Source organism: Nocardiopsis changdeensis, from assembly GCF_018316655.1.
In the GTDB taxonomy this organism is placed as follows: Bacteria; Actinomycetota; Actinomycetes; order Streptosporangiales; family Streptosporangiaceae; genus Nocardiopsis; species Nocardiopsis changdeensis.
In genome coordinates this window covers 4,336,234-4,350,700 of the sequence record NZ_CP074133.1, presented here as the reverse complement: position 1 = coordinate 4,350,700, position 14,467 = coordinate 4,336,234, and the positions used below count along the sequence as shown (strand labels likewise).

Sequence of the window (14,467 nt, the reverse complement as noted above, 5' to 3'; positions counted from 1 at the left end):
TCACTCCGTTTCCTGGTCGGTCGGTGGGTGCGCCCGGCGGGCGCCGGTCCCCCCGGGGCGCCGGTCCGGTCACCGCTGCTCCGGGGCGAAGTCCACGTCGGTCGGGGTGTCCGCCCCGGCCCCGGGGACCGGGGCGTCGAACCGGACGGGCTCGCCGGGCAGGGCCCGCGCGAGCTCGGTGCCGGACGCCCGGTGCACGAGGGAGCCGGCCCGCAGGGCCGTGAACGTCCCGGCCAGGCGGGCGGGCGAGGTCCCCGGCCCGGCCCAGTGGGGCACTTCCCCCCAGAAGCCGTCCGGGGTCACCCCGGCGACGGGCCCCGTGCCCGTGCCGAGGCCGAAGGCGATGGTCAGGGCCGTGGCGGCGCCCGGCGCCAGGTCGGTGAGGGGGCCCAGCGCCTCGACCTCGGTCACCCGGTCGACCGGGCACAGCCCGCCCAGGTGCTCCAGCGGCCGCTCCACCGGCGCCTCCAGCCACACCTCGGCGCGCGACCCGGAGTCGGGGTACTCGGCCTCCCCGTGCACGGCGAAGCGCTGGGTCAGGGTGCCCGCGGCGCCCACGTGGGCCAGCCACCCGGTCGCCGTGGGGAAGCCGACCTTGCCCACCACGTCCTGGGCGGGGACCCGCAGGACGCCGGGGGCGTGCCCCAGGACCTCCGGGTTGCCGTTGCCAGCCACGAGCGGGACGGTGTGCGGGCCCGGCCCGCCCACCCCCACGAACACGCCGCCCGCGTCCGGGCCGGCGCCGGAGCCGTCGATCTGCGTGACGTTCCACAGCGCCCACCGGCGGGCGGTGCCGGAGGTGTTGGCCGCCTCCAGGTCCAGCCGGAACCCGGCGGTGCCGGGCTCCAGGGTGATGCGGCGGCGCAGGCGCAGCCCCGACCGCGGGTCGTCCCCGCTGGTCAGGGTGAGCACGGCGGAGCCGTCGGGGGCGGTGACGGTCTCGGCCGTGTAGGCGCCCGAGTCCAGGACGGGGTCGGGGGGACCGGCCCACTGGCCGGGCCCGTCCCACCCCTGGGGCGCGGGCCAGGTCTTGTCCCCGCCCACGTTGTTCCACACGCTCATCGGCCCGTCCACCGGGCCGAGCTCCACGCCCTCCACGGGCCGCAGGTCCGCGTCCAGCAGGCGCGGGTTGCGGTACAGGTGCTCGCGGCCCCCGAAGCGCACCGACAGCAGGCGCCCGCCCAGGCCGGGGGCGGCCGTCAGCCGGACCGCCCCGTTGTCCAGGACGATCCGCTCGTGCGCCCCCGCGCCCTCGCGGCGGACCCCGACGCCGCTCACGCGGCCTCACCGTTGACCAGGCACACCTTGCCCCGACTCTCGCCCGCGGCCAGCCGGTAGGCGGCGTCCGCCTCGGAGAGCTCGAAGCGGTCCGAGACCACCCGCTCGGGGGACAGGCCCCAGCGGACCAGGTTGACCGACAGCTCGGCCATGGCGGGCAGCGAGGTCACCCACGACGCGTACAGGGTGAGCTGCTTGTGCAGCAGGGTGTCCGACACCTCGGTCTCCAGGGTGCCGCCCTCGCCCACCAGGGACACCCGGCCCCACTCGGCCGCCCCCTCCAGGGCGAGCGAGCGGCCCGCGCGGGAGCCGGAGCAGTCGATGGCGGTGGCCGCGCCCCGCCCGGCGGTGACCCGGCCGATCTCCTCGGCCGCCTCCTCCGGGGAGGCCACGGCGTCGAAGACGTCCAGGGACCGGGCCCACTCCCGGCGCCTGTCGGCGGGCTCCACCCCGATGACGCGGGCGGCGCCCATGCCGCGGCCGATCATGCCCGCGGCCAGCCCGACCGGGCCCAGGCCCACGACCAGGAGGTCGCCGTCGCCGTTGACGCCGATGCGCCGCAGGCCCTCGTAGGCGGTGCCGAACCCGCAGGCGATGAGCGCGCCGTCCACGAAGGACAGCTCGTCGGGCAGAGGAACCAGGGTCGACTCCTCCGCCAGCAGGTACTCGGCGTGGCCGCCGTCGCGCTGCCAGCCGTAGGAGGCCCGGCCCGGGTCGGTGCAGCTGATCATGTAGCCGCGGCGGCAGTTGTCGCACAGCCCGCAGCCCGCGATGTGGTAGACGATGACCCGGTCGCCGGTGCCGAACCGGCGGCACCCGGGGCCGGTCCTGACGACCGTGCCCGAGGGCTCGTGGCCCGCCACGACGCCCCGGTAGGCGGGGCCGTCGATGCCGCGGTGCGTCTTGTGCTCGCGGTAGATGTAGCCGATGTCGCTGCCGCAGATGCCCGAGGCGCCGACCCTGAGCAGTACCTGGCCCGGTCCGGGCTCGGGCACGGGCAGGGTGTCCACGACCGCGGTGGAGTCGCCGGGCAGGCGCACCCCGCGCATGGTGGCGGGCAGGGGACCGGAGTCCTTCGTGTTCACTGTTGTTCCCCCCGTTCGGGCTAGGCGAGCCGGTTGGCGGCGCTGCGCCTGCTGATGACGACGTTGATCAGGACGGCCCCGACGATGATGAGGCCGCGCACCACGTCCTGGAAGAAGGAGTTGACCCCGAGCAGGACCAGGCCGTTGGCGATGACGGTGATGAAGACGACGCCCAGGAAGGTGCCGCCGAGCGAGCCGCGCCCGCCGGCCAGCGCCGTGCCGCCGATGACGACGGCGGCGATGACGTCGAACTCCAGGCCGGCGGCGGCGCCGCCGTTGCCCGAGCCCAGGCGGGCCGCCAGCAGCACCCCGGTGATCGCGGCGAGCAGGCCGGTGGTCGCGAACAGCAGGACGCGGACCCGGGTGACGTTGAGGCCGGCCAACTGGGCGGCCGCCGCGTTGCCGCCGATGGCGTAGACCGAGCGCCCGTAGGCGGTGTACTTGGCGACGTAGGCGAAGACGCCGAAGAGGGCCAGCATGACGAGCGCGGCGGTGGGGATGCCGAGCACGGACCCGCCGAGCACGTCGAGCAGGGCGCTCTCGGGCAGCGGGACGGGCAGCGCGTCGGTCATGTACAGGGCCATGCCGCCCAGGACGCTCCACAGCCCCAGCGTGGTGATGAAGGACGGCACGTTGAACCGGGCCCTGAGCCACCCGGCGAGGGCGCCCCACAGCACGCCCATGGCCAGGGTGACCAGGATGGCGCCGATCACGCCCAGGTTCCACTCGGTGGCGCCCGTGGCGACGATGACGGACGCGAAGGCGACGGCCGGGCCGATGCTGATGTCGATCTCCCCGGCGATGATCACCAGGGTGACGCCCCAGGCCGCGATGCCGATGGTGGCGGCGTTGCGCAGCAGACCGAGCTGGTTGTCCAGGCTCAGGAACCCGGAGGCGGTGAGCCCCAGGACGATGTACAGGAGCGCGATGGCGGCCAGGAGGCCGATCTCGTTGAGGCGGTGGCCGTGGCGGCCGATGAAGTCGCCGCGGGCAGGGACCGCCGCGCCGGTGACCTTGGTGGTGGTGGTCATTGCTACCTCGCCGTTCACGCCGCCATCGCGGCGGCCATGATGTTGTCCAGGGTGATGTCTTCGCCGGTGAACTCGCCGTGCAGGCGCCCCGCGCGCAGGGCCAGTACGCGGTCGCACACCAGGGGGAGCTCCTCCAGTTCGCTGGAGACGAAGAGGACGGCCGCGCCCTGCTCCGCGAGCTCGCGGACGATGCCGTAGATCTGCGCCTTGGCCTCCACGTCCACGCCGCGCGTGGGCTCGTCCAGGAGGAGGATGCGACTCCCGGCGTGCAGCCACCGGCCGATGACGGCCTTCTGCTGGTTGCCGCCGCTGAGGTTGACGATCGGGGTGTCGGGGCCGGCGGCCTTGATCGACAGCCGGTCGATGAGGTCGCGGCCGATGGAGGACACCCGCGAGGGCAGCACGGTGCCGGCCCGCGAGGCGCCCCCGAACCAGGTCATGACCATGTTCTCGGAGACCCCCAGCAGGGGGACCACGCCCTCGCCCTTGCGGTCCTCGGGGGTGATGCCCACGCCCAGGCGCCGCATGGCGCGCGGGGTCGGGCGCGCCACCGGCGACCCGTCCACCTCCACGGTGCCGCTGGAGGGGGCGAACCCGGCCAGCGCCCGCAGGAGCTCGGTGCGCCCCGAGCCCATGAGGCCGCCCAGGCCCAGGACCTCGCCCGGGTACAGGTCGAAGGAGACCTCCTCGACCTTGGGCGGCACCGACAGGCCGCGGACCGCCAGCAGCGGTGTGTCCCCGGTGCGGGTGCGGCGCTTCGGAGGGGCCTGTTCCTCTCCGCCGCCCTCGCCCAGCATGAGGGAGACGATGTGCGCGGTCGTGGCGCCCCGTACGGGGACGGTCTCCACGACGGCGCCGTCGCGCATGACGGTCACGGTGTCGGCGACGCGGCGGATCTCGTCCAGCCGGTGGCTGACGTAGATGACCCCCACCCCGCGCGAGGCGACGCGGGCGACGGCCTCCAGCACGGTCTCGGCCTCGGCCGCGGCCAGGGCGCTGGTGGGCTCGTCCAGGATGAGCAGCCGGGGCCGGGCGCGGAAGGCGCGGGCGATCTCCACGAGCTGCTGCTGTGCCAGCGGCAGCTCGCCGACCCGGGTGCTCGGGGGGATGTCGACGCCGAGTTCGGCGAAGACCTCCTCGGCGCCCGCGCGCATGGCGGCGTAGTCGATGCGGCCGCGCCCGCCCGGCCAGGAGCCGAGGTAGAGGTTCTCCGCGGCCGACAGCTCCGGGACCAGGCTCAGCTCCTGGTAGACGGTGCCCACGCCCAGTTCGGCGGCCCGGCGGATGCCGCCGCCGGCCAGCGGGGTGCCGCCGATCTCGATGTCGCCGCTGTCGGGCGCCTCCACACCCGACAGCAGCCGGATCAGGGTGGACTTGCCCGCGCCGTTGCGCCCGAGCAGGGCGCGGACCTCTCCGGCGCGGATCTCGAAGTCGGCGCCGTCCAGGGCGGTGACGCCGGGGTAGCTCTTGGTGGCTCCGCGGACGCGGGCCACGACCTCGGTGTCGGGCGCCGCCGCGGCTGGGGTGTCGCTCATGGGTGCTCCACGGGTGGGACGGGACGGGCGGTGGGACGGGGGCCGGTCACGGGATGCCGTCCGGGTGGGCCTGGAGCCACTCCTGGCCGTCCTCGGGGGTGGTGTAGAGGTCGATCGGCGCCGGGGTGACGAACTCCTCGGGCGCGTCGCCCGCGATGATGCGCTGGACGGTCTCGCCCGCCAGCAGTCCGACCGCGGTGCCGGAGATGTCGACGTTGGCCTTGAGGATCCGGTGGTCGGCGAGCGCGCGGGCGGCGTCGGTGGACATGTCGCTGCCGAAGACCACGACCTCCCCGGCCAGGTTCCGGTTGGTGACCGCGCGGACCGCGCCCATGGTGGCGCCGCCGGCCTCGCCGTAGAAGGCGTCGAGGTCGGGGTGCGCGGTGAGCAGGCGCTCGCCCACGTCGACGGCCTCGTCGATGGTGGCGCCCTCCTGGTTGGCGACGATCTCGGCGTCGGGCAGGCGGTCGAAGAGCGCCTCCTCGAAGCCCTCGCGGCGCTGTACGCAGACCTCGACGAACTCGCAGTTCAGGACCGCGATGGAGGGGTCGTCCACGCCCTCGGACTCGAAGTGGTCGGCGGCGGCCTCGCCGAGCAGGCGGCCGAACTCGTGGGGGTCGCCCAGGATGTAGGAGGTGACGTACTCCCGCGCGGCCTCGTCCTCGATGCAGGTGTTGTAGCAGACCACCGGCACCCCGCTCTCGTGCGCCAGGCGCACGGCCGGGATGGAGGCGGTGGCCGAGACCGGGGACAGGACCAGGGCGTCGACGTCGGCCGAGGAGGCGATGTCGACGAAGGTGCTCTCCTCGGAGGCGTCGCCGCGGGCGTTGAGCTCCAGCAGCTGGATCTCGCTGCCCGAGCCCTCGGCGTAGTCCTGCATGCCTTGGCGGACCCCCGCGTAGAAGCCCTGGGCGTCCATGTAGACGACGCCGATGCGCCCGTCCTCGCCGAGCCGGGCGCCGCAGCCGGCGAGCACCAGCACGCACATGACGGCGGCGAGAGCGGCGAGCGGCCGTTGTGGTGGCCGTCTGCCCATGGGGGACCTCCTTGGCGTAGGGCGTACGTGCTCACCTGCGCGAACGCCTTCCTCAACTGCGGATGAGCATGTCAGAGTGGCCCAGGTAACGTCAAGAATAAATAGTAATTAATTATTTTTTCGGGCGCTCGGGGGCATGGGGAGGCCCCGCGGCGGGCGGCGGGGTGCCGTGTGCCGCGGGGCCTCCCGGGGGTCAGGCGCCCCGGTTGAGCCACCAGATCGCGGCGTTGAGCGCGGTCGCGAACGCCACCCACGCCCAGTACGGGACCAGGAGCAGGGCGGCGGCGGCCGAGGTCCGCCGGAAGGCCGCGATCGTCACGGTGATCAGCGCGAGCAGCAGCACGATGTCCACCAGGGCCGTGCCGCGCAGGCCCGCGGCGAAGAACAGCGGCGTCCACAGGGCGTTGAGGACGAGCTGCCCCGCGAAGAGGGCCAGGGCGGTGCCGCGCAGGGCTCCCCGCCGCCACACCAGCCATCCCGCCAGCGCGATCGCGGCGTACAGCACGGTCCACACCGGGCCGAACACCGAGGAGGGCGGGGCCCAGTCGGGCCGGGTCAGGCTCGCGTACTCGCCGGCGGTGTCGGGGCTGGCCAGGACACCGACGAGGGCGCTGCCGAAGGCCGCGGCCAGCAGTACCGCCAGCGCCGCGGCCTGGGCCGGGACCGAGGGGCGCGGGTCCGTGTCGCGGGGTGCTGCGGTTCCCATGGAGTCCTCCGGGGTCGTGGCGTGCACCGGCGGCGGACGTGTCCGTCACCGGAAGTCCTGACAAGAAAGTATCTTGGATTCCGTGCTAAATCCACGAAAAGCGATGATCGAATCACTGAAAGTGACGGGCTCCCGACTCCGGGGAACCGCGGGAGGGCCCCGGTGAGCCCCGCGCTGCGCCGGACGCTCATCGCGGCCGCGGTCGTCCTCGCCCTCCTGGCCGCGGCGGTCGGCGGGTTCGCCGCCTGGGGCCTGAACGCCTACCGCGCCGAGCCGGCCCCCTTGGGGGAGGCCCTCGCGCTGCCCGGGGTGCGGACCGAGATCGCCGACGACGCCGTCGTCCTCACCCCCGCCGACGGCGGGGACGGCACCGGGGTCGTGTTCTACCCCGGCGCCCGGGTGGAGGCCGAGGCCTACGCCGCGTCCTGGGCGCCGATCGTCCAGGACACCGGGGTCACCGTGGTCATCCCCCGGATGCCCCTCAACTTCGCGGTCCTGGACCCCGACCGCGCCGACGAGGCCGCGGCCGCCCACGGCGAGGGCGTGGACCGCTGGTACCTGGGCGGGCACTCCCTCGGCGGGGCCATGGCCGCCTCCCACGCCGGCGGCGACCCCGACCTCGCCCCGGCCGGGCTCGTGCTGTGGGGCTCCTACGCCACCGAGGGGGCCGGGCTGGCCGACCGCGACGACCTGCGGGTGCTGTCCGTCTCCGGTAGCGAGGACGCCCTATCCGACCCGGCGACGATCGAGGCCAACGGCCCCCACCTGCCCGCCGACGCGGAAAGCGTGGAGATCGACGGCATGAACCACGCCCAGTTCGGCGCCTACGGGGACCAGTCCGGGGACGGGACCGCCCGGATCTCCGACACCGACGCCCGCGGCGCCCTGGCCGAGGCCGTGACCGCCTTCCTCGCACAGGACCCGGGACAGGGACGGGACTGAGGAACCGGCGGATCGGGCCCCGCCCGGCCCGTCCGCTGGACTGCGGCCGCTCCCGCGCTAGCGTGTCCACAGGCGGCGAGGCCGCGAGGCGACGACGCGAGGAGCGGCATGGTCTTCCGGTACGAGAGCGTGGTGCCCGCACCGCGGGACGAGGTCTTCGCCTGGCACGGGCGGCCGGGGGCGTTCGCGCGCCTGGGCCCGCCCTGGCAGCCGGTCCGGCTCACCGCCGAGGCCGACTCCCTGCGCGACGGGACGGCGGTGCTGACCTTCCCCGGCGGCCTGCGCTGGGTCGCCGCCCACCTGCCCGAACGCTACGACCCGCCCCGCCGCTTCGCCGACCGGCTGGCCGCCCCGCCGCTGTCGGCGGTGCTGCGGTGGACGCACGCCCACGACTTCGAGGAGGACGGGGACGGCACCCGCGTCGTCGACCGGGTCGCCACCTCCCTGCCCGACGCGGTGCTGCGTCCCATGTTCGCCTACCGGCACGCCCAGCTCGCCGACGACCTGGCCGCACTGGAGCGCTCCCGCGCCTGGTCGGGCCGCCCGGTGACCGTCGCCGTCACCGGGGCGGGCGGCCTGGTCGGCCGCAACCTGTGCGCGCTGCTCACCACCTCCGGCCACCGGGTGGTCCGGCTGGTGCGGCGCGACCCGCGCGACGCCGGGGAACGGCGCTGGGACCCCGCCGCGCCCGCCCCCGACCTGCTCGACGGAGTGGACGCCCTGGTGCACCTGGCGGGGGAGCCGCTGTTCGGCCGCTTCACCGACGGGCACAAGGACGCGCTGCGCGCCAGCCGGGTCGGGCCCACCCGGGCACTGGCCGAACTGGTCGCCGCCCGGGCCGGGGACGGCGGCCCGCGCGTGCTCGTCACCGCCTCCGCGATCGGCTACTACGGGCCCGACCGCGGCGACGAGGTGCTCACCGAGGACAGCCCCCGCGGCAACGGGTTCCTGGCCGACCTGGTCGCCGACTGGGAGGCGGCGACCGGCCCGGCCGTCGCCGCGGGCGTGCGGTGCGTCCAGGTGCGCACCGGCATCGTGCAGACCCCGGCGGGCGGGGTGCTGGGACTCCAGTACCCGCTGTTCGAGGCGGGGCTGGGCGGCCGGATCGGCCACGGGCGGCAGTGGCTGTCGTGGATCGGCGCCGATGACCTGTCCGACGTCTACGTGCGCGCGGTCCTCGACGAGGACCTGTCGGGCCCCGTCAACGGGGTGACCCCCTACCCGGTGCGCGGCGCCGACCACGCGCGGACCCTCGCCCGCACCCTGCGCCGCCCGGCGCTCCTGCCCGTCCCCGGCTGGGCCCCGGCGGTCGTGCTGGGCCGGGAGGGCGCGGACGAGGTCGCGCTGGCGGACCAGCGGGTGGTGCCCACCCGCCTGCTGGCGGCGGGCCACCGGTTCCGGTACCCGTACCTGGAGGGGGCGCTGGCCCACCTGTTCGGCCGCGCCGTGCGGTCCTGACCCGGGGTCGGGTCACACCCGGCCGGAGGCCAGCGCGCCCTCGGTCCCCGCCAGGCCGATCTCGACGCTGTCGATCCGGTCCAGGGGCAGCGCGGTGGAGGCCCCCAGCCCCGAGGGGGAGCCGGACTCCGACCACGACCACGTGGCCGCCGTCGACCGCCCGCCCTCCTCGTCCACCAGGACGAGCGTGTACACGATGCCCTCGTCCCCGCCGCTGGCCGGGTAGTCGCAGGTCCAGTCGAACCGGGTCCCCCAGGCCGTGGGGGTGACCGTCACCGACGCCCGCAGCTCGACCTCGCCCACCGGGCTCAGCTCGACGGTCCGCGGCGCCTGCGCCACCGGCGCGGCGGGCTCCGGCGCCCCCGGCCCGCGGCCCAGCCGCCGACCCCGGCCGCCAGGACCGCGCCGGCCGCGACCGACGCCAGCAGCGCCCGGCCCCGGTTCCGGCGCCGCCGGGCCGCCGCGGCCACCGACGCCAGCGGGACGGCGTCCGGCGCCCCGGGCGCGGGCGGGCCGTCCGCCGCGGCCAGGGCCTCCTCCGCGGGCACCGCGCCCAGCAGGCCGGGCATGCCGGCCAGCTCCGCGACGGCCTCCCGGCAGGAGCCGCAGACCAGCAGGTGCTCCTCGAACTCGCGGCGCTCCCGCGGGTTCAGCGCGCCCAGGACGTACGCGCCGTCCCACTCGCGGTACGGGTCGCCCCCGCCCGCCACCGGGGAGGTCATGGCGAGACTCCTTTCTCCTGGAGGGCCAGGCGCATGGCGCGCAGGGCGTAGTGCAGGCGGGACTTGACGGTCCCCGCCGGGATCCGCAGCTCGGCGGCGAGCTCCTCCACCGACCGGCCGCGGTAGTACGCCCCCACGACCACGGCCCGGTGCTCGGCGGACAGCGCGGACAGGGCGTCCGAGACCAGCCACGCGTCCAGCACCGCCTGGCTGCGGTCGGCCTGGGGGCTCTCCGGCGGCCGGTCGGTGGTGAGCTCGCGGGAGTGCCGGGCGCTGCGCCTCTCATCGATGACGAGGTTGCGGGCGACCGTGTACAGCCAGGCCCGGACGGCGCCCTCCTCGCGGGCCATGACCTCGGGACGGCGCCAGGCGCGCAGCAGGGTCTCCTGGACCACGTCCTGGGTCAGGGGGACGTCGCCGGTCAGCCGCAGCACGTACCGGTGCAGCCTGTCGGCGTGCGCCGCGTGCAGCGCGGTGAGCAGGTCCTCCCGGGGACCCGCCCGCCCGCCGGGGCCGTGCGGGTCCATGGTCACGGATTCTGTACGAGGTCGAGCAGGAACTCGACCTCGCCGGCCTCCTCCACGGACACGAAGCCGAGGTCGGGGGCCTGGACGCCGAAGTCGGCGAAGGTGACGGGGACGCTCCCGGCGACCCGCGCCCCGGTCTCGGTGAGGCCGACCTCGGCGTCGACGGTCACCGGCAGGGTGACCCCGTGGACGGTGAGGTCCCCGACCAGCGCCACGGACTCGGCGCCCGGCTCCACGGCCGCCGGCTCGGTCAGCGCGAACGTCGCGGTCGGGAACTCGTCGGTGTTCAGGGCGTTGTCGCGGAAGTACGCGTCGCGGGCGTCGCTGTCGGTGGCGACCGTGGCCATGTCCACGGTGATCTCGGCGGCGGTGACCGACCCGTCCGCGACGGAGACGGTGCCCGTCACGTCCGGGGTGCGGCCGGTGACGGTGACGTCCTCGCCCTGGAGCACCTCGTCCACCCGGTACCCGGCGTAGGACTCGCCCCCGGCCACGGTCCAGTCGCCGTCGAATTCGGCCGCGTCGGTCACGTCGGCCACCCCGGGGGAGTCGACGGCGGGCTCCTCGGCGGCCCGGTCGGCGTTCATCCCCGCGTACAGGCCGGGGCCGAACACCAGGGCCGCCCCGCCCAGCACCACGACGGCCGCGCCCGCCCCGACCGCGATCTTCGTTCCGGTTCGCATGGTCCCCCTCGGGTTCGTGGATCACCGGTCGTCCGCACCCGGTGCGTCCGACTCCTCACCCCGGGAAACGGGGGAGGGGGTCCTCCGGTTCAACGCCGGGGGGTATGAACGGCGTCACTCGGCGGCGGGCTCCCGGCGCAGCAGGTCGCCGGGCTGGCAGTCGAGGGCCTCGCAGAGGGCGTCCAGGGTCGTGAAGCGCACGGCCTTGGCCCGGCCGTTTTTGAGGACGGCGAGGTTGGCGGGGGTGATGCCGACACGCTCGGCCAGCTCGCCGACGGACATCTTGCGCCGGGCCAGCATCACGTCGATGTCGACGACGATCGGCATCACACGACCTCTTTCGGTTCGGCCTGCGTCCGGGGGGCCTCGGCGCTGCCGACGATACCGAACACCGTCCCGGGAGCGGCGTACGGCGGCGCGGCCGGGTCTTCCATGGACTCCCCTCCATCGGACAACGATAGGAATCTATCGAAATTCGATATATAGGGCAAGGGGGGTGGGGCCTCGCCCGTGCTCAGGGCCGGTCCGGGTCCGCGGCGAGGTCCTCCAGGAGGAGGTCCGCCGCGCGCTCGCCGATCATGAAGGTCGGGCCGGCGGTGTTGCCCGCCGGGGTGAACGGCATGACCGAGGCGTCCGCGACCCGCAGCCCCGCCACGCCCCGCACCCGCAGCCGCGGGTCGACCACCGCGAGGGCGTCGGTCCCCATGCGCGCGGTGCCCACCTGGTGGTGCCCGGCGTCGGCCGCCGCGTGCACGTAGGCCCGCAGGTCCACCTCGCCGGGGTGCACCTCGGCGGCCACGTGGGCGGCCAGCTCCGGACGGCGCACCAGCTCCCGCAGCACCGCGACCTCCTCGATCAGGGCCTCCACGTCCCTGGGGTCGGACAGCGTGGCGGGGTCGATCCGCGGCGGGTCGGCGGGATCGGCCGAGCGCAGCCGCACCGTGCCCGTGCTGTACGGGTGCAGCACGACCGCCACCGTCGTGAACCCCGAGTCCGGCAGGCCCTCCTGCACGGTCGAGTAGACGTAGGGGATGACGATGCCCTGCCGGTCCGGGCGGATCATCGAGTTCTCGGTGCCCTCGCGGACCAGCTGCGCCTGCACCCCCATGCCCGGGACCCCGGGCGCCGCGCCGGCCCGCTCCCAGACCACCGGGACGACCGCGTGGTCGCGCAGGTTCTCGCCGACCCCGGGCAGGTCGACGACCCGGGTGATGCCGTGCTCGTGCAGGTGCCCGGCGGGCCCCACCCCCGAGAGCAGGAGGATCTGCGGTGTGCCGAACACGCCCGCGGCCAGGACCACCTCGCGCCGGGCCCGCACGGTCCGGGCCTCCCCGTCCGGGCCGCGGTACTCCACGCCGACGGCGCGGCCGTCCTCGATCAGTACGCGGGTCACGTGCGCCTCGGTGACCACGGTCAGCAGCGGGGAGCCCAGGACCGGGGCCACGTAGGCGCGCCAGGCGGTGACCCGGCCGCCGTCCACGAGGGTGGCCTGGACGAGGCTCGCCCCGAGGGGACCGCCGTCGTCGTTGTAGTCGTCGTTGCGCGGGTACCCCGCCCCCTCGGCCGCCGCGACGAACGCCGCGGCCACCGGGTCGGGGTCGTCGTTGCGCCGAACCGGTAGCGGCCCGCCGGTCCCGCGCCCGGCGCCCGGCCCGGGGCCGAAGTCCTCCAGCCTGCGGAAGTACGGTTCCACGTCCCGCCACGCCCAGCCGGCGGCCCCGGCGGCCTCCCAGGCGTCGAAGTCGGCGGCCGCGCCGCGGACGTAGGCCATCCCGTTGATCGCGCTGGTCCCGCCCAGGACCCTGCCGCGCGGCAGGTAGAGGGCGCGCCCGCCCAGGTGCTCCTGCGGCTCGGTGAGCAGACCCCAGTCGATCTCCGTGCCGAAGAGGGAGAACGCCGCGCGCGGGTCCTCGATGCCGGGCCGGGCGTCGGTGGGGCCCGCCTCCAGGACGGTCACCCGGTGCCCGGCGTCGATCAGCCGCCGGATCACCGGGGAGCCGCCCGGGCCCGTGCCGACCACGATGTAGTCGGCTCCCTCGCCGGTGCCGGTGTGAGTGGGGGTGTTCTCGTGGTGCATGGTCTCTTCCCAGTGGCCGGGGCGCCGCAGGGGAAACCCGGGGCGCCGGGAATGTACCCGATTCCGGGGAGGGTTCACCCCTCCCGGAGGTACGCACGAGCCGGGAAAACGACGGGCGGGCCGGCCGCACGGGGGAGTAGCGTGCGGGCATGGTGCCTCCCGAACAACTCCTCGCCTTCATCCCCGTCGCCCTCCTGCTGGTCCTCGTGCCCGGCCCCAGCGTCCTCTTCGTGGTCGGGCGCTCCCTCTCCCTCGGCCGCCGCGGCGGCCTGCTCAGCGTGCTCGGCAACGCCCTCGGCAACCTCCCCCTCATCGTCGCGGTCGCCTGCGGGGTCGGGGCGGTCGTCGCCGCCTCCGCGACGGCGTTCACCGTCCTGAAGCTGGCCGGGGCCGCCTACCTCGTCTGGCTCGGCATCTCGGCGATCCGCCACCGCCACCGGGCGGCCGAGCCGGAGCCGGCGGACGGCACGGCCACCCGGCTGCTGGCCCAGGGCTTCGTCGTCGGGGCGACCAACCCCAAGACCCTGGTGTTCTTCGCGGCGGTCCTGCCGCAGTTCACGGACCCGGCCGTCGGCTCGGTGCCCGCGCAGATCCTCCTGCTCGGCGCGGTCTTCGTCGCCATCGCCCTGGTGTGCGACGCCCTGTGGGCGCTGGGGGCGGGGCGGGCCCGCCACTGGTTCGACCGCTCCCCGCGGCGCCTGGCCGACCTGTCCGCCGGCGGCGGCGTGGCGATGATCGGCCTGGGCGGCGTCGTCGCCCTCTCGGGCCGCCACGCCTGAGGGCTCCGCCCCTGGCCGCCGCCGGGGCCGGGGGCGGGCCCGTGTTCCCACCGGGTCAGGCGAACATGCCGGGGCGGTAGCCGCCCGCGGGCTGGCGCGTCATGACGTTCAGGCGGTTGGCGGCGTTGATGACGGCGATGGCCGTCACCAGCGCCGTCAGCTCCTCCTCGCCGTAGTGCGCGGCGGCGTTGTCCCACACCTCGTCGGGCACGCCCCCGGCGGCGTCCGCGATGCGGGTGGCGTGCTCGGTCAGCTCCAGGGCGGCCCGCTCGGCGTCGGTGAACACCGTCGCCTCGCGCCAGGCCGAGACCAGGTGCAGGCGGGTGGAGGTCTCGCCCGCGTGCTCGGCGTCCTTGGTGTGCATGTCGACGCAGACACCGCAGCCGTTGATCTGGCTGGCCCGGAGCAGCACCAGCTCCCGGGTGACGTTGGACAGCGGCGAGTCGTCGAGGACCCGGCCGACCGCGGCGAGGTGCTTGAGGGCCTTCTCCGCGGCCGGGTTGCCGAGGAGCTTGAGACGGGTTTCCATGGAGGGCACTCCTTGCCATCGGTGGTGATGCACTGGTGCCCTTGAAGACACGGCGGACCCGCGTTCTGTGACACCTCCG

General features: G+C 75.4%; 16 protein-coding genes. 3 read left to right on the top strand and 13 right to left on the bottom strand.

Annotated elements, in window-relative coordinates:
* Positions 1-69 precede the first annotated feature (69 nt).
* The 6 genes from KGD84_RS20025 to KGD84_RS20000 form a co-directional block, all read right to left on the bottom strand.
* On the bottom strand, positions 70-1,278 hold the full coding sequence (locus KGD84_RS20025; RefSeq protein WP_220561935.1) for a DUF4380 domain-containing protein: 1,209 nt from the start codon (positions 1,276-1,278) through the stop codon (positions 70-72).
* Positions 1,275-2,363 carry a zinc-dependent alcohol dehydrogenase family protein gene (locus tag KGD84_RS20020; RefSeq protein WP_255646685.1) on the bottom strand — a complete coding sequence of 363 codons (1,089 nt, stop codon included), beginning with the start codon at positions 2,361-2,363 and terminating at the stop codon, positions 1,275-1,277. Before KGD84_RS20020 ends, KGD84_RS20025 begins: the two co-directional genes overlap by 4 nt.
* Positions 2,364-2,383: 20 nt before the next feature.
* Positions 2,384-3,394, bottom strand: coding sequence for an ABC transporter permease (locus KGD84_RS20015; protein ID WP_220561934.1), 1,011 nt, complete (start codon positions 3,392-3,394; stop codon positions 2,384-2,386).
* A 14-nt stretch (positions 3,395-3,408) separates the two neighbouring features.
* Positions 3,409-4,929: a sugar ABC transporter ATP-binding protein gene (locus tag KGD84_RS20010; protein ID WP_220561933.1), complete on the bottom strand. Its 1,521-nt coding sequence runs from the start codon at positions 4,927-4,929 to the stop codon at positions 3,409-3,411.
* 46 nt (positions 4,930-4,975) lie between these two features.
* Positions 4,976-5,965, bottom strand: coding sequence for a substrate-binding domain-containing protein (locus tag KGD84_RS20005; RefSeq protein WP_220561932.1), 990 nt, complete (start codon positions 5,963-5,965; stop codon positions 4,976-4,978).
* Between the two features lie 193 nt (positions 5,966-6,158).
* Positions 6,159-6,671 (bottom strand): TspO/MBR family protein, encoded by a 513-nt coding sequence (locus KGD84_RS20000; protein WP_220561931.1) that lies wholly within the window; start codon positions 6,669-6,671, stop codon positions 6,159-6,161.
* Positions 6,672-6,833: 162 nt separating this feature from the next.
* Here KGD84_RS20000 and KGD84_RS19995 point away from each other — a divergent pair, with 162 nt between their 5' ends.
* Positions 6,834-7,613 (top strand): alpha/beta hydrolase, encoded by a 780-nt coding sequence (locus tag KGD84_RS19995; RefSeq protein WP_255646684.1) that lies wholly within the window; start codon positions 6,834-6,836, stop codon positions 7,611-7,613.
* 108 nt (positions 7,614-7,721) lie between these two features.
* Positions 7,722-9,071, top strand: coding sequence for a TIGR01777 family oxidoreductase (locus tag KGD84_RS19990; RefSeq protein ID WP_255646683.1), 1,350 nt, complete (start codon positions 7,722-7,724; stop codon positions 9,069-9,071).
* Positions 9,072-9,083: 12 nt separating this feature from the next.
* On the opposite strand, the gene KGD84_RS19985 is transcribed toward KGD84_RS19990, so the two are convergent.
* The 6 genes from KGD84_RS19985 to KGD84_RS19960 all read right to left on the bottom strand — a co-directional run bounded on the left by KGD84_RS19985 (position 9,084) and on the right by KGD84_RS19960 (position 13,080).
* Positions 9,084-9,410 (bottom strand): hypothetical protein, encoded by a 327-nt coding sequence (locus KGD84_RS19985; RefSeq protein ID WP_220561930.1) that lies wholly within the window; start codon positions 9,408-9,410, stop codon positions 9,084-9,086.
* A complete protein-coding gene (locus KGD84_RS19980; RefSeq protein WP_220561929.1) occupies positions 9,380-9,793 on the bottom strand; it encodes an anti-sigma factor family protein in 414 nt (137 codons plus the stop codon). The genes KGD84_RS19985 and KGD84_RS19980 overlap by 31 nt, the downstream gene beginning before the upstream one ends.
* Positions 9,790-10,320, bottom strand: a complete 531-nt coding sequence (locus KGD84_RS19975; RefSeq protein ID WP_220561928.1) for a sigma-70 family RNA polymerase sigma factor — start codon at positions 10,318-10,320, stop codon at positions 9,790-9,792. Before KGD84_RS19975 ends, KGD84_RS19980 begins: the two co-directional genes overlap by 4 nt.
* A 2-nt stretch (positions 10,321-10,322) precedes the next feature.
* On the bottom strand, positions 10,323-11,003 hold the full coding sequence (locus tag KGD84_RS19970; protein ID WP_220561927.1) for a YceI family protein: 681 nt from the start codon (positions 11,001-11,003) through the stop codon (positions 10,323-10,325).
* A 114-nt stretch (positions 11,004-11,117) separates the two neighbouring features.
* Positions 11,118-11,330, bottom strand: a complete 213-nt coding sequence (locus KGD84_RS19965; RefSeq protein ID WP_220561926.1) for a helix-turn-helix domain-containing protein — start codon at positions 11,328-11,330, stop codon at positions 11,118-11,120.
* 187 nt (positions 11,331-11,517) lie between these two features.
* Positions 11,518-13,080: a GMC family oxidoreductase gene (locus KGD84_RS19960; protein WP_220561925.1), complete on the bottom strand. Its 1,563-nt coding sequence runs from the start codon at positions 13,078-13,080 to the stop codon at positions 11,518-11,520.
* A gap of 149 nt (positions 13,081-13,229) precedes the next feature.
* On the opposite strand from KGD84_RS19960, the gene KGD84_RS19955 reads away from it, so the two are divergent.
* On the top strand, positions 13,230-13,859 hold the full coding sequence (locus KGD84_RS19955) for a LysE family translocator (protein WP_220561924.1): 630 nt from the start codon (positions 13,230-13,232) through the stop codon (positions 13,857-13,859).
* Positions 13,860-13,914: 55 nt separating this feature from the next.
* Here the strand turns inward: KGD84_RS19955 and KGD84_RS19950 are convergent, their stop codons facing one another.
* Positions 13,915-14,388 carry a carboxymuconolactone decarboxylase family protein gene (locus KGD84_RS19950; protein ID WP_220561923.1) on the bottom strand — a complete coding sequence of 158 codons (474 nt, stop codon included), beginning with the start codon at positions 14,386-14,388 and terminating at the stop codon, positions 13,915-13,917.
* Positions 14,389-14,467: the final 79 nt, after the last annotated feature.

What these genes read in the sequence shown, in the direction of transcription:
- KGD84_RS20000 (WP_220561931.1), bottom strand. Translation starts at nt 6,671, where the DNA reads ATGGGAACCGCAGCACCCCGCGACACGGACCCGCGCCCCTCGGTCCCG.
- KGD84_RS19950 (WP_220561923.1), bottom strand. Translation starts at nt 14,388, where the DNA reads ATGGAAACCCGTCTCAAGCTCCTCGGCAACCCGGCCGCGGAGAAGGCC.
- KGD84_RS19970 (WP_220561927.1), bottom strand. Translation starts at nt 11,003, where the DNA reads ATGCGAACCGGAACGAAGATCGCGGTCGGGGCGGGCGCGGCCGTCGTG.
- KGD84_RS19965 (WP_220561926.1), bottom strand. Translation starts at nt 11,330, where the DNA reads ATGCCGATCGTCGTCGACATCGACGTGATGCTGGCCCGGCGCAAGATG.
- KGD84_RS19980 (WP_220561929.1), bottom strand. Translation starts at nt 9,793, where the DNA reads ATGACCTCCCCGGTGGCGGGCGGGGGCGACCCGTACCGCGAGTGGGAC.
- KGD84_RS20015 (WP_220561934.1), bottom strand. Translation starts at nt 3,394, where the DNA reads ATGACCACCACCACCAAGGTCACCGGCGCGGCGGTCCCTGCCCGCGGC.
- KGD84_RS19975 (WP_220561928.1), bottom strand. Translation starts at nt 10,320, where the DNA reads ATGGACCCGCACGGCCCCGGCGGGCGGGCGGGTCCCCGGGAGGACCTG.
- KGD84_RS20010 (WP_220561933.1), bottom strand. Translation starts at nt 4,929, where the DNA reads ATGAGCGACACCCCAGCCGCGGCGGCGCCCGACACCGAGGTCGTGGCC.
- KGD84_RS20005 (WP_220561932.1), bottom strand. Translation starts at nt 5,965, where the DNA reads ATGGGCAGACGGCCACCACAACGGCCGCTCGCCGCTCTCGCCGCCGTC.
- KGD84_RS19960 (WP_220561925.1), bottom strand. Translation starts at nt 13,080, where the DNA reads ATGCACCACGAGAACACCCCCACTCACACCGGCACCGGCGAGGGAGCC.
- KGD84_RS19955 (WP_220561924.1), top strand. Translation starts at nt 13,230, where the DNA reads ATGGTGCCTCCCGAACAACTCCTCGCCTTCATCCCCGTCGCCCTCCTG.
- KGD84_RS19990 (WP_255646683.1), top strand. Translation starts at nt 7,722, where the DNA reads ATGGTCTTCCGGTACGAGAGCGTGGTGCCCGCACCGCGGGACGAGGTC.